The sequence below is a fragment of the Stackebrandtia soli genome, assembly GCF_965137155.1.
Classification (GTDB): domain Bacteria; phylum Actinomycetota; class Actinomycetes; order Mycobacteriales; family Micromonosporaceae; genus Stackebrandtia; species Stackebrandtia soli.
Genome location: NZ_CBCRZX010000044.1, coordinates 15,600 through 28,928 on the forward strand (window position 1 = coordinate 15,600; position 13,329 = coordinate 28,928).

A 13,329-nucleotide genomic window follows, 5' to 3' on the forward strand; every position below is an offset into this window, starting at 1 on the left:
GCCGAGCCGGTGCTGGATCTACCCTGTGGATGCCGTGACGAACGGAGGAGCGCGTGCGCGTTCCACGTCTTGTTCACGGCAACCACAGGGAAAAACGCGTAACGTGTGGTCGCGGTTACGGCCTGAGGTGAAATTTCTCAGTCGGTCGCGGTGAGGCGGGTTCGCGGTCCGGCCCGGAGGACTCCACTGGGGAGAGTCCTGCCGACCAGCTTCTCGGCGAGCTCGGCGACCTCGATCAGCGCGTCCAGGTCGACACCCGTCTCGATCCCGCAGTCGTGCAGCATGTGGACGAGTTCCTCCGTCGCGAGGTTGCCGCTGGCGCCGGGCGCGTACGGGCAGCCGCCGAGACCGCCCACACTGGAGTCGAACTCGGTGACCCCGTGGTCGAGGGCCGTCATCACGTTCGCGAGGGCCGTGCCGCGGGTGTTGTGGAAGTGCAGCAGCATCGGGACGTCCGGGTGATCCCCGCGCACGCGCGTGAGGAGTTCGTCGACCCGTCGCGGGGTGGCCATGCCGGTGGTGTCGCCGAACGCGACCCGATCCGCGCCGTCGCCGACGACCCGGTCGATGATGCCGGCGACCCGCTCGACCGAGGTGTCGCCCTCATATGGACAGCCGAAGCTCGTCGCGACGATGACCTCGACCGTCGCGCCGCCGTCGTGCAGCGTCGTGATGAGGCCGGTGATGTCGTCGAGCGATTCCGCGGTGGAGCGGTTGACGTTCTTCCTGTTGTGCGTGTCGGACGCCGAGACGACGACCTCGACGATGTCGAAGCCCGCGTCGAGGGCGCGCGCCGCCCCGCGCGAGTTCGGTGCCAGCGCGGAGTAGGCGATCCCGTCGACCCGGGTCATCCCCGCCCACACCTCGTCGGCGTCGGCCATCTGCGGGATCGCGCGGGGATGGACGAAGCTGACGGCCTCGATGCGCCGAAGCCCCGTGCGCCCGAGGGCGTCGATGAGTCGGATCTTGTCCGCCGTGGGGATGGGCGACTCGCTTTGCAGGCCGTCACGAGGTCCGACCTCGCGAATCGACACCGAATCGGGCAGGTTCCTCATCGCATTCTCCCCACAATGGACGTGTCATAGTCGCCGCCGACGAACTCGTCGTTGTCGAGCAGCTCGGCGTGGAACTCCAGGTTGGACTTCGGTCCGGTGATGACGAAGCCCTTGACGGCCTCCCGGGCGACGGCGATCGCCTCGGCGCGACTGGCGCCGTGCACGATCACCTTCGCCATGAGCGAGTCGTAGAAGCGCGGCACGGTGTTCCCGTCGACATAGCCCGCGTCGACGCGGATGCCCTCGCCGGTCGGCTCGGTCCACTCCGTGATCGTGCCCGGGCCGGGCAGGAAGCGCTTCGGGTCCTCGGCGTTGACCCGCAGTTCGATCGCGTGGCCCGTCGGCGCGGCCTCGGCGACACCGGGATCATCGCCCGCGGCGATCGCCAGCTGAGCGGCGACGAGGTCGATCCCAAGAACGGCCTCCGTGATCGGGTGCTCGACCTGGAGGCGTGTGTTCATCTCCAGGAAGAAGAACTCGCCCGAGTCGACGTCGAGCAGGTACTCGACCGTTCCGGCACCGACGTAGCCGACGGCGCGGCCGGCGCGGCGGGACGCCTCGAGCAGCCGAGCGCGCAGCGCGTCGTCGACGGCGGGGGAGGGCGTCTCCTCGACGAGCTTCTGATGTCTACGTTGGACCGAGCATTCGCGCTCGCCGAGTGCGAGGACCTCGCCGGACGCGAGACCGAGGATCTGCACCTCGATGTGGCGCACGCGTGGGTAGTACCGCTCGATGAGAAGGTCGCCGCTGCCGAACAGGCGGGTCGCGAAACCGGTGATGCGTTCGGCGGTCGCGGCGAGTTCCTCGGGGTTCGCGGCGACGGCCATGCCCATGCCACCGCCACCTGCCGCTGCCTTCACCATGACCGGATAACCGACGCTCTCGGCGACGAGGATCGCCGCCGCGGCGTCGGCGACGGGGTCGCTGCCGCCCGGTGCGACGGGAACACCGTGTTCGGCCATGAGGTTGCGGGCGTTGATCTTGTCGCCCATCGCGGTGATCGCTTCGGGGCTGGGGCCGATCCAGGCGATCCCGGCGTCAATGACGGCGCGGGCGAAGTCGGCCTTCTCGGAGAGGAAGCCGTATCCGGGGTGGATGGCTTCGGCTCCGGCCTCGCGGGCGGCGGTGATGATGGCGTCGATGTCGAGGTACGCGGCGGTGGGGTCGCCGCCGCCGAGCTCGACGGCGGTGTCGGCCTCGGTGACGTGAGGCAGTTCGGCGTCGGCTGCGGAGTGGATGGCGATCGTGCGGATTCCGGCCGCTCGCGCGGAGCGGTTGATGCGCCTGGCGATCTCGCCCCGGTTGGCGATGAGGAGGCTAGCGAACATACCGTGAAGCATAGCCCCACCTGAACGATCGTTCAGTTCATGTCGGCCGGGATCCGGGTGTGTCGACGGACTTCGCGCCGAATCCGGCCCCCGTGTCCGACTCCGAGAGTCGGCGGCCACGCGAAAAGTCCAGTATGGATTTACCTAGCGGCGGTACTGCGGGTCGAGGGCGGCCAGGGCCGCGTCGGTCAGGAGTCTGGTGACGTCGTTCCGTTCGGAGGGGGACTGTCGATTGAGGAACGGGGTCGAGTTCATCAGGCCGAACACGGCGTGGGCGAGGACCCGGGCCGCGTCGGCGGACAGCTCGGAACGCATGGCGCGCAACACCGTCACCCATTCCTCGACGTAGGCGCGCTGCAGTCGGCGGATCTCCCGGCGGGGCTCCTCCGGAAGGCGATCGAGTTCGTGAAGGTGAAGGGCGATCACGGCGGGCGAGGACAACGCGAAGTCGACGTGGAAGTTCACGAGCGCGTGCACGGCGGCGCGGGGGTCGTCCGGGTGCTCGGCGACGCGTTGCCGTCCGCCGTCGAGGAGACGCTGGCTGACCGGGGTCAGAGCCTCGGCGAGCATCGCCTCCTTGCCGCCCTTGAAGTGGTGGTACAGGGCGGGGCCGGTGATGTGGGCACGAGCGCCGATGTCGTCCATGGACACACCGTGATATCCGCGGGCGGCGAACAGCTCGACCGCCAGCTCCAGGATTTCCTCGCGCCTGCTTCGGCGGGTGAGATTGGGGTTCACCCGGTAAACAGTAGCGAAATCAACCGACGGTGCCGAACGCTCGTTCAGGGCGCGTCTGCGGTCTCTCGACAGTCGTTGATGACGTCATTGGCGATATCCCACGCGTCGCACGGCCAAGAGGCGCGACAGACCACGCATTCCACCCCGAGCAGGTCGTCGGGCAGGTGGTGCCGCCACTGCGTGGCGGCGAGCTCCCACGCGGTCACCTCCGGAACACCCTCCGGCGCTTCTATGGGCGGGGGCTGCTGCCGGCTGTAGGCGCTGTGTATTCGGGTGCGTTGCTTGCTAGTCCGCTGCATCGATTCAGACCCTCCGTCCCAGATAACGCGTCACCGTCGATCAAGACACGGCCCCACGGCCCGCGCCCCGTCGTGGGGGTGGATCGACGTCACGCGCGCCAGGCACGACCACGACTGTCAATTGTGTTCCACATCACATGTTTGATCATAGCCGCAGCTAAATCGCTCAATGATCGCGAGTTACGTCAGTGTTTCGTCGGATTGACGGCGCACAGACTTGCGTATGGCATCAAATGATGTCATCATGATGTCATGAAGAACGCCATTAAGACATTCCGCGCAGTCATCTCCGGCTCCAGCCGTTCCAGTCTCGACATCATTCGGGATTGCAAGCGACGTCAGCGCAGGGAGTGCTACGACGACGGAGTTCCCGGCACCTCGCAGGACCTGATGATGATCTACGCGGGCGCTCGCCGCTGACGCGAATGTGGACGAAATGGAATGACGTCGACGCCCGGTGAAGTTGACGTCATCGACGTTCGCCGACCACCACGCGCCACGCACGGCGACAGCGAGCCTTCGGACACGCATTACTCCCCGGCCCGTAGGGTGGCTTGCGGACAGACCGACCGCTAAGCTACTGGTGAGTAATGCCGGCTGGATGGTGAAGGAGCGCGCCGTGGGTGCCGTACAGATCGCAGCGACATTGGTCGCGGCGGCCATAACCATCACCGCGATCACGCTATTCGTCCGAACAGGACTGAAGATGATCGCGACGATCAAACTCGGCGCCGCTGATCCGACCCGCACGGGGGACCCGAAATCCCGGGTCCTGACGATGCTGAGGGAGACGGTCGGTCACACCCGGATGCTCCAGTGGACGCTGGTCGGCGCCGCGCACTGGTTCGTGTTCGTCGCCTTCATCGGCCTCTTCCCGGTCCTCCTCGAGGCGTACTTCGAGGTGGTCGATCCGACCGCTTCGCTTCCGTTGCTCGGTCACTGGTCCGTGTGGTTGTTCGGTTCCGACATCGTCAGCCTGGTCGGCGTGGTCGCCATCGTCACGCTGTTCGTCATCCGCATGATCAACCAGCCGAAGCGGACCCCGGTCGACCCGGCCAGCGTCAAGGGCGACCGCTCCGAGGCCGGTTCTCGGAAGAGCCGCTCCCGTTTCGAGGGTTCCCGGCAGTGGCAGGCCTTCTACATCGAGGCGACGATCCTCGCCATCCTTCTCTGTGGACTCCTCATCCGGGCGCTGAAGATCACCGCCGGTGAACTGGACACCCCACTGTGGTTGACGCCCGGCGCGCACCTCCTCTCCCAACCGCTCAGTGGTCTGTCCGCGTCCGCCGCGCTGACGACGCTCACGATCGTCGCCGTCTTCAAGATCTGTGTCTCCTGGGTCTTCTTCCTGATCCTCGCCCTCAACATCACGATGGGCATCGGTTGGCACCGGGTCACCGCCTTCTTCAACATCTACTTCAAGCGCAACGCCGACGGCGCGGTCGCCTTGGGCGCCGTCAAGCCCGCGACGGTGCGCGGCGAACCCATCGACTTCGAGAAGGCCGACCCGGAGACCGACCCGTTCGGTGTCGGACAGATCGAGCAGTTCAGCTGGAAGGGCTTGCTCGACGTCACGACCTGCACCGAGTGCGGGCGTTGCCAGTCGCAGTGTCCCGCGTGGAACACCGACAAGCCGCTCTCGCCGAAGCTCCTCGTCATGGACCTGCGCGACCACCTGTACGCGAAGGCCCCGTACCTCATGGCCGGTGGCGGCAAGGACGCGCTCGGCGAGGAGAAGGCCACCCCCGAGCAGCTCGCCGGGGTTCCCGCCGTGGCGCTCGCGGAGGCGGAGAAGAGCCTCGTCGGCGACGTCATCGACCCGGACGTCCTGTGGTCGTGCACCATGTGCGGTGCCTGCGTCGAACAGTGCCCTGTGGACATCGAGCACGTCGACCACATCGTCGACATGCGGCGCCACCAGGTGATGATCGAATCGGCGTTCCCGTCCGAGGCGCAGACGCTGATGCGCAACCTGGAGAACAAGGGCAACCCGTGGGGCGCGGCCCCGAACACCCGCGAAGACTGGACGAAGGGTCTCGACTTCGAGGTGCAGCGCGTCGCGGACGCCAGCACCGAATGGGAGTACCTGTTCTGGGTCGGCTGCGCGGGCGCGTTCGACGACAAGGCGAAGAAGACGACGCGAGCCGTCGCGACGCTGCTGAACGAAGCGGGCGTCACCTTCGCGATCCTCGGCAACGGCGAGACCTGCACGGGAGACCCGGCCCGCCGCGCCGGCAACGAGTTCCTGTTTCAGATGCTCGCCGAGCAGAACGTCGAGACCCTGAACGACATCGGTGCGACGAAGATCGTGGCGACCTGCCCGCACTGCCTCAACACCCTCGGCAACGAGTACGGGCAGCTCGGTGGACATTACGAGGTCATCCATCATACGCAGCTCCTCGCCGACCTCGTCGCGTCGAACAAGCTCACCCCGGTGTCGAAGATGGATGGAACTCTCACCTACCACGACCCGTGCTACCTCGGCCGACACAACCGGGTCTTCGCGCCGCCGCGCGAGGTCCTCGGCACCGTCGCCGCCAACGGCGTCACCGAAATGCCGCGCAACGCGGAGCGCTCGTTCTGCTGCGGCGCCGGTGGTGCCCGCATGTGGATGGAGGAGAAGCTCGGCAACCGCATCAACGTCAACCGAAGCCAGGAAGCCATCGACACCGGCGCCAAGACCGTCGCCGTCGGCTGCCCGTTCTGTTCGACGATGATCAACGACGGCGTGAACGCGCTCGGCTCCGGCGACGACGTCGAGGTCATCGACGTCGCCCAGGTCCTGCTTCGCAGTGTCAAGGGCACCCCGCCCGCCTGACTTCACGACACGGTCGAGCCCTTCCGCGATAGGCGGAAGGGCTCGATTCGTTCTCGGTCGATCCGAGCCGCGTTCGTCAGCGCGATCGGGCACGTGCGAGGCGAACGGGCGTCGCGCCGGTCGGACCATGCGGGCTCGCCCGACCATCGGTTTCGCCGGGGCGGGCGGCGTCGCTTGGGACCGCGATCGTCGCCGCGAAGAAGCCGACGGCCATCGCGCCGGAGCCCGGATCGGCATCGGCCGCGACCCCGGCGAGGTCCGTTCAGGATGAAACGGACGCCGACACGATCTCCCGCAGCGCCGCCGCCGACGGCGTTCCGGGCTCCGCGACGTAGAGGATCACCCGCTGATCCCGCTCGGGAACGAGCAGCACCTGACAGTCCACTTCGATCGTGCCGTGCTCGGGGTGTCGCAGCGTCCTCCGCATAGTGCGCGGGGACGTGACGTCGTGCTCTGCCCACCACGTCGCGAACGGGCGACTCGCGGCGACGAGCTCGGCCGCGAGCGCGGCGATCGACGGGTCGTCCGGGTATCGCGCGACCGCCGCGCGCAGGTCGGCGACCTGCGATCGGGCGAACGCGGCACCGGCCTCGGTGTTCAGGAACGCCTCGGCCCCGTCGGAAGTGAACAGGGAACGGATCATGTTGACGCCCGTGCGCGTCGCGGGATCGTCGGCCGACAACGCCGCGGCCGCCGCGTTGCACGCGAGCAGGTCGAACTTCGCGTCGACGACGTACGCGGGGACGTCGACCAAGGTCGTGAGCAAGTGCCGGACGCCGCTCGGCACGTCCCGGTTCGGTTTGCTGCACGGCCCGATCGTCTCCCCGACGAGGTGGAAGAGGTGTCGACGTTCGTCGATCGTCAACAGCAGCGCCCGCGCCAGGGCGTTGAGGATCTGCCGGGAGGGACGTGGACCGCGCGCCTGTTCCAGCCGGATGTAGTAGTCGATCGACATGTTCGCCAGGATCGCGACCTCCTGACGCCGCAGCCCCGGCGTCCGGCGGCGACCCGTCGAGGGCAGCCCCACGTCGTCAGGCGTCACCTTCCCGCGCCTGCTCCGCAGGAAATCCGCCACCTGTGCCCTGTCCACGCCGACCCCTCTCGTCGGTTCCAAGGATGCCCGAGCCGGCGATCTCGAACCAGGGACCGCCGATACCAGTCTCGCGGGGTCTCTGGTCGTTCCCGCGAAACCCGAACACCATGGGCCGTATGGCAACCACCATCGCGCTGGTCACCGGCGCCAACAAGGGAATCGGTTTCGAGATCGCTCGTGGACTCGCGGCGAAGGGCGCGCACGTCCTCGTCGGAGCCCGCGACGCCGACAGGGGACGCGCCGCCGCCGCGACCATCACCTCCGAGGGCGGTTCGGCGGAGTTCGTCGAACTGGACGTGACTCGACCCGACACCGCCGCCGCGCTCGCGGAAGACGTTGACCGCCGGTTCGGCAGGCTCGACATCCTGGTCAACAACGCGGGCGTCTTCGCCGACGACGGGGACACCACCGACATTCGACTATCGACAATGGAGCACGTGTTCGCGGTGAACGTCTTCGGCGTGGTGACGGTGACGAACGCGCTCGCGCCGCTGCTTCGCGCCGCGGACGCCGCGCGGATCGTCAACGTCTCCAGCGAGCTCGGCTCCGCGACGCACATGTCCGACCCGACGAGTCTGTACACGGCAATGCAGCCGGGGGCGTACGGCGCGTCGAAGGCCGCGCTTAACCTGTTGACCGTCTCCTACGCAAAGCAGTTCCAGGACACCCCGATCCGGGTCAACGCGATCAGCCCCGGCTACTGCGCCACCGACATGAACGGTCACGTCGGTCCCCGCAGCGCCGTCGACGGGGCCGGAATCGCCGTCGAACTCGCGCTCGCCGGAGCCGACGCTCCTCAGGGGACGTTCCGCACGGACGACCCGTTGGCCGCCGGCACGGTGCTGCCCTGGTGAGGGCTCGCCGGTGGGGCGGCGCCAAGTCGTCCCACCGGCGCCGCATCCGACATCACGGTAGCGATCTTGACATCATTAATGATGTCAAATAGACTGCAGTCACCGTGCCCCTCGGAACGAACGGCCCCCTGTGAACGCCTCCCTGAGCCTTCTCTCCAGCGTCGCCGACGCTCACCCCTTCCCGTTGATCCGAGGCGGCGGCCTCTTCCTCATGTGCGTCGGCGCGGGCTTCCTCCTCGGCTGGCTGCTGCCGCGCTGGTGGGTACCGCTCGCGATCGGCGGTGGCGCCGCCGGAATCATCGCAAGTGGACTATCGGCCCTGCTGCCGTCGCTCGGAACCCCGTCCTGGATCCACATCGCCGCCCTCGCCGGCTCGATCGTCCTGGAGATGGGCCTCATCTACCTCGTCGTGAGTCGTTACAAGGACGCCGACGAACGCACCATGATCCTCGCGATCCTGTTCGTCGTCGGGCTGCACTTCATCACGATGGGCGCCGCCCACGGGCCGCTCATCGCGATCCTCGGTGTCGTCACCGCCGCCAACGCCGCCATCGGCTGGTACGCCAAGGCCGTCCCCCTGCGTGTGCTCGGCATCGTCGACGCGCTGCTCAAACTGGGCTTCGGCGCCGTCATGCTCCTCGCCTACCCGGCGTTGACCTACTTCTGACCGGTGTCGCGAACGCCCACCGGTTCCGGCGCACGAGCCGGAACCGGTCAAGCGGAGAGGGACGCGGCGGGACGAGCCCGGGCGAGTACGGCGCCGATGACGGTGACCGACACGACCGCCGTGACCGCCGCGACCCAGGTCGTGTCGAACAACATCGCGTTGAGACAACCCAAACCGACCGTGTAAGAAGCCCAGCAGACGGCGGCCAACGCCGACCACGGCTGAAAACGGGCGTGCGAGACCTGCGCGTCGGTACCGGACGTGAACGTCACGATCATGCGACCGGCGGGCACGAAACGGGCGAAGACGATCGTTCTCCCGAGATTCCGGCGCAACGTCGACCGAAGCCGGTCATCCGCGCGCTCCGCCAAGCGATGTCGAGCCACGAGGCGCCCGATCGCCCCCGACCCGCGACGCGCCACCCGGAACGCCACCGCGTCCCCGAGCGTCGAAGCGGTCGCCGCGCACAACAGCAACACGACGAGCGACGTCTCACCCGAGTACGCGTACACGCTCGCCGCGATCAACGTCGTCCCGCTCGGCGTGATCGGGAGGTACACGTCGACCATGATCAACGCCATCACGGCGAGGTAGATCCACGGCGAAGCGAGGATCGGATCAAGGTCGAACCACACGGCGGTGTCCTTCGCGAAGGTCGGGTCTGCGGCGTCCCAGCCTGCCACGCGCGCCGACGACCGCCGATCGGCCGTCCGGCCTTAAACCGCGACGCCGTCGACACCGGCCCACCTCACAGGTCAGCGATGACGCCCCGTCCCGCCGACCGACCCGAGAAGATGCACCCGCCGAGGAACGTGCCCTCCAACGACCGGTACCCGTGGACGCCGCCACCACCGAAGCCCGAGACCTCACCCGCCGCATAGGCACCCGGCAGGGGAGTCCCGTCCTCGCGCAGCACCCGGCCGTCGAGATCGGTGTGGAGACCACCCAAGGTCTTGCGCGTCAACAGGTTCAGCCGGACCGCGATCATCGGACCCGCCTTCGGGTCGAGCAGCCGGTGCGGCGTGGCCACCCGGATCAGCTTGTCGCCCCGGTAGTTGCGGGCGCCCCGGATCGCCGTCACCTGCAGATCCTTCGTGAACGTGTTGAGGATCTCCCGGTCCCGCGCGCGCACCGTCTTCAAGATCTCGGCGCGGTCCAGCAGCGGCTCGTCCGTGATCGCGTTCATCCCGTCGACGAGTTCCTCGATCGTGTCGGCGACGACGAAGTCGCTGCCGTGCCGCTTGAACGCCTCGACCGGTCCCGGCGCGCCCGGCAGAGCCCGCTTGAGCACCTGCTTGACGCTCTTGCCCGTCAGGTCTGGGTTCTGTTCCGACCCCGAAAGCGCGAACTCCTTCTCGATGATCTTCTGCGTCAGGATGAACCACGTGTACTCGTACCCGGTGCTCATGATGTGCCGCAGCGTCCCGAGCGTGTCGAAACCGGGGAACAGCGGGACCGGCAGCCGCCGACCCGTCGCGTCCAGCCACAGGGACGACGGTCCCGGCAGGATGCGGATGCCGTGGTTGGCCCAGACGGGGTTCCAGTTCGTGATGCCCTCGGTGTAATGCCACATGCGGTCGCGGTTGATGATCGCGCCGCCCGCGTCCTCGGTGATCCCCAGCATTCGACCGTCCACATGGGCGGGAACGCCGGACAGCATCGCCTTCGGAGCCGTGCCCAACGACGACGGCCAGTTCTTCCGCACCAGGTCCAGATTCCCACCGATGCCACCCGACGTGATGACGACGGCGGACGCCGACAGCTCGAACTCCCGCGCCACGTCCCGCGAGCTCGCGGTACCGCGCTCGACGTTCGAATCCGCCAGGACCGCGCCGCGCACACCCGTCACCGCGCCGTCCGACGTCACCAGCTCGTCGACACGATGCCGGAACGCCAAGGTGACGAGCCCCCGGGCCACCCCCTCGCGCACCCGACGTTCGAAAGCGTCGACCAGCGCCGGACCCGTGCCCCACACGATGTGGAAACGCGGTACGGAGTTGCCGTGCCCGTCGGCCAGATACCCGCCGCGCTCCGCCCACCCGACGACAGGGAAGAACCGCACGCCGCGTTCGCGCAGCCAGGCGCGCTTCTCGCCCGCCGCGAAGTCGACGTACGCCTCCGCCCACCGGCGCGGCCACTCGTCCTCGGGGCGATCGAAACCGGCGCTGCCGAACCAGTCCTGCAACGCGAGCTCCCGCGAGTCGCGGATGCCCATCCGGCGCTGCTCCGGACTATCCACAAGAAACAGTCCGCCGAAGGACCAGAACGCCTGACCACCCAGCGACTGCTCCGGCTCCTGATCCAGCAGGACCACCTTCTTGCCCGCGTCGACCAGCTCAGCGGTCGCCACCAAACCCGCGAGACCAGCGCCAACGACGATGACGTCTGCGTCCATGGTTCGTCCTCTCACCGCCGACGTATTCACGTGTATGGAGGTTTATCACAATCACCCACGGCGATGTGCGGACGTTCCCGCGTCCATTCCGCCACGGTCCGACACTCTGACCTGGGTCCTCGCCGCCCAAAGCGATGGCCCGTGCCCCCACGAGCACCCGTAATAGAGCCATCTGGACGATCCCACCTCGGCTACTCGGCGGTAGCGACAGGGCGATCACCACCAAATCGTCCAGAACAAAGCGCCGAAAACGCCCACCGTGGAAGCTCCACATGACACCATCCATCCCGAACAATCCGCACGCCCAAGTTGCACAACACCGAGACTTCGAGGAGGAGACTTGCCCATTCCACGTCACATCATCGGATTCGCCATCGCCGCTATCGCGGCGCCGATCCTGATCGCGGCGTCCCCGGCCCACGCCGCGACAGACCAGATGGGCGCCGATTTCGATGGCGACGGCGTCACCGACCTCGCGCTCGGTGCCCGCGACGGCTTGCAGACGGCGTCCGGAACGATCGTGGTCGACTACTCGACCGAACTGCCCACCGAGTATCTGCGACCGCCCGCCTCGTTCGGCTATGACGGTTTCGCCGACTCCTTCGCCACGGCGGACCTCGACGAGGACGGCTACCACGACCTCGTCGCGGCGTGCACCGACTGCGAATGGGAATGGTCCGGTCCGACCGTCTCGATCTGGCGCGGCTCCGCCGAGGGGCTCGTGCTCGATCCGGACTTCGACGTCGAACTCGGCGTGCCCGGCCGCGCCGTCGCGATCGGCGAGATCAGTGACGCGTCGGGCCGCGAGATCGTATCGAGTAAGGACGGCACCAGCACCGTTCTGACCCATGACGAGGACGGGCAGTGGACCGACAAGGGCTACTACGTCGAACCGCCGCCGCCGACCGAGGATCGGCAACCGTCGCTGGCCGTAGGCGACCTCGACGGCGACGGGGTTGCCGAGGTCGTCATCGGCACGCCCGCCCGTGAACTCGGCGGCTCCGTCACCATCGTCAAGGACATCGCCTCATCGGAACCGAGCCATGTCACCTACTACGCCGAGAACATGGACGGGGCGCTGTCCCTGTTCGGCGCGGATGTCGCGATCGCCGACGCGGACGGCGACCTCATCGGTGATCTGATTATCGGTGCGCCTGGATCGGTCGGGCCCAACAACGAGAACTGCGGCCGGGTCGTCGTCATGTACAGCGACTCGTTCCCGCAACTCATCAGCCAGGAGACCGCAGGCGTGCCCGGGGTGTGCGAGGAGGGCGACGAATGGGGCGCCCAGGTCGAGGCCGCCGATCTCGACGGCGACGCGGCCGCCGAGATCGTCGTCGGGTCTCCGGGAGAGGCGATCTATGAGGACGCCGCCGCCGGTGGGATCGTCGTGCTGAACTGCGACGCGATCGGTGTCGACTGCGCCGGTTCGCTCGGCGTCACACAGCTGTCGCCGAACGTTCCCGGCAGTCCCGAACCGGGCGACCGCCTCGGCGCGGCGCTGCGGATCCAGTGGGCGTTCAACGCGGCGGATCGGCCCGGCCTTCTCGTCGGCGCGCCCGGCGAGGATGTCGACGGCACGATCGACGCCGGTTGGGTCCTCGTCGCCTCGCTCGACGCGACGGGCGCACCGGACGGCGCGTCGTACGCCAAGACGGGCGTCGACTATGGGAGGTACCTGCTCGGCGGCTCGCTATGACTTTGTGGATGGTTTGTCCAATCCTCCACATCGCGCACTGACCGCCCGTAGGCTCTGAAGCGTCTTTTCGCCAAGTCAAGGGCACAGGGGTTAGGTAATGGCAACTGGCATAGTCAAGTGGTTCAACGCCGATAAGGGATACGGCTTCATCGCCCAGGATGACGAGGGTGGCGACGTATTCGTCCACTATTCGGCGATCAACGCCACCGGCTTCCGACAGCTGGAGGAGAACCAGCGAGTCGAGTACGACGTTGCGAGGGGGGACAGGGGTCCGCAGGCCGAGAACGTTCGGGTGCGTTAACGGTGTGACCTCTGACGGGTCTGGCGCCGTGGTTTCCAGCCGCGGCGCCACTTTCGTGCTCGCGCTGGGGTGGGTGGGGGGG

General features: G+C 67.7%; 13 protein-coding genes. 6 read left to right on the top strand and 7 right to left on the bottom strand.

Annotated features, from left to right (window positions below):
- Positions 1 to 137 precede the first annotated feature (137 nt).
- The 4 genes from ACM9NP_RS19665 to ACM9NP_RS19680 form a co-directional block, all read right to left on the bottom strand.
- Entirely contained in the window at positions 138 to 1,046 is a 909-nt protein-coding gene (locus tag ACM9NP_RS19665) for a hydroxymethylglutaryl-CoA lyase (protein ID WP_415648244.1), read from the bottom strand.
- Positions 1,047 to 1,051: 5 nt separating this feature from the next.
- Entirely contained in the window at positions 1,052 to 2,383 is a 1,332-nt protein-coding gene (locus ACM9NP_RS19670) for an acetyl-CoA carboxylase biotin carboxylase subunit (protein WP_415648218.1), read from the bottom strand.
- A 144-nt stretch (positions 2,384 to 2,527) separates the two neighbouring features.
- The gene (locus ACM9NP_RS19675) at positions 2,528 to 3,121 is read right to left on the bottom strand and encodes a TetR/AcrR family transcriptional regulator (RefSeq protein ID WP_415648219.1); all 594 of its coding nucleotides are present in this window, start codon (positions 3,119 to 3,121) and stop codon (positions 2,528 to 2,530) included.
- A gap of 44 nt (positions 3,122 to 3,165) precedes the next feature.
- Positions 3,166 to 3,420, bottom strand: a complete 255-nt coding sequence (locus tag ACM9NP_RS19680) for a hypothetical protein (protein WP_415648220.1) — start codon at positions 3,418 to 3,420, stop codon at positions 3,166 to 3,168.
- A 252-nt stretch (positions 3,421 to 3,672) separates the two neighbouring features.
- Between ACM9NP_RS19680 and ACM9NP_RS19685 the strand changes: the two genes are divergently transcribed.
- Together ACM9NP_RS19685 and ACM9NP_RS19690 are read left to right on the top strand one after the other, a co-directional pair.
- Positions 3,673 to 3,840 (top strand): hypothetical protein, encoded by a 168-nt coding sequence (locus ACM9NP_RS19685; protein ID WP_415648221.1) that lies wholly within the window; start codon positions 3,673 to 3,675, stop codon positions 3,838 to 3,840.
- Positions 3,841 to 4,039: 199 nt separating this feature from the next.
- Positions 4,040 to 6,238, top strand: a complete 2,199-nt coding sequence (locus ACM9NP_RS19690) for a (Fe-S)-binding protein (protein WP_415648222.1) — start codon at positions 4,040 to 4,042, stop codon at positions 6,236 to 6,238.
- A gap of 262 nt (positions 6,239 to 6,500) precedes the next feature.
- On the opposite strand, the gene ACM9NP_RS19695 is transcribed toward ACM9NP_RS19690, so the two are convergent.
- Positions 6,501 to 7,328, bottom strand: a complete 828-nt coding sequence (locus tag ACM9NP_RS19695; RefSeq protein WP_415648223.1) for a helix-turn-helix transcriptional regulator — start codon at positions 7,326 to 7,328, stop codon at positions 6,501 to 6,503.
- Positions 7,329 to 7,447: 119 nt separating this feature from the next.
- Here ACM9NP_RS19695 and ACM9NP_RS19700 point away from each other — a divergent pair, with 119 nt between their 5' ends.
- Both ACM9NP_RS19700 and ACM9NP_RS19705 read left to right on the top strand, forming a co-directional pair.
- On the top strand, positions 7,448 to 8,185 hold the full coding sequence (locus ACM9NP_RS19700; RefSeq protein WP_415648224.1) for an SDR family NAD(P)-dependent oxidoreductase: 738 nt from the start codon (positions 7,448 to 7,450) through the stop codon (positions 8,183 to 8,185).
- A gap of 130 nt (positions 8,186 to 8,315) precedes the next feature.
- A complete protein-coding gene (locus ACM9NP_RS19705) occupies positions 8,316 to 8,852 on the top strand; it encodes a DUF6609 family protein (protein WP_415648225.1) in 537 nt (178 codons plus the stop codon).
- A 47-nt stretch (positions 8,853 to 8,899) separates the two neighbouring features.
- On the opposite strand, the gene ACM9NP_RS19710 is transcribed toward ACM9NP_RS19705, so the two are convergent.
- Both ACM9NP_RS19710 and ACM9NP_RS19715 read right to left on the bottom strand, forming a co-directional pair.
- Positions 8,900 to 9,535, bottom strand: coding sequence for a DedA family protein (locus ACM9NP_RS19710; RefSeq protein WP_415648226.1), 636 nt, complete (start codon positions 9,533 to 9,535; stop codon positions 8,900 to 8,902).
- 65 nt (positions 9,536 to 9,600) lie between these two features.
- The gene (locus ACM9NP_RS19715; protein ID WP_415648227.1) at positions 9,601 to 11,247 is read right to left on the bottom strand and encodes an FAD-binding dehydrogenase; all 1,647 of its coding nucleotides are present in this window, start codon (positions 11,245 to 11,247) and stop codon (positions 9,601 to 9,603) included.
- Between the two features lie 340 nt (positions 11,248 to 11,587).
- Here ACM9NP_RS19715 and ACM9NP_RS19720 point away from each other — a divergent pair, with 340 nt between their 5' ends.
- Both ACM9NP_RS19720 and ACM9NP_RS19725 read left to right on the top strand, forming a co-directional pair.
- Positions 11,588 to 12,946, top strand: coding sequence for an FG-GAP repeat domain-containing protein (locus ACM9NP_RS19720; RefSeq protein ID WP_415648228.1), 1,359 nt, complete (start codon positions 11,588 to 11,590; stop codon positions 12,944 to 12,946).
- A gap of 97 nt (positions 12,947 to 13,043) precedes the next feature.
- Entirely contained in the window at positions 13,044 to 13,247 is a 204-nt protein-coding gene (locus ACM9NP_RS19725; protein ID WP_415648229.1) for a cold-shock protein, read from the top strand.
- Positions 13,248 to 13,329 lie beyond the last annotated feature (82 nt).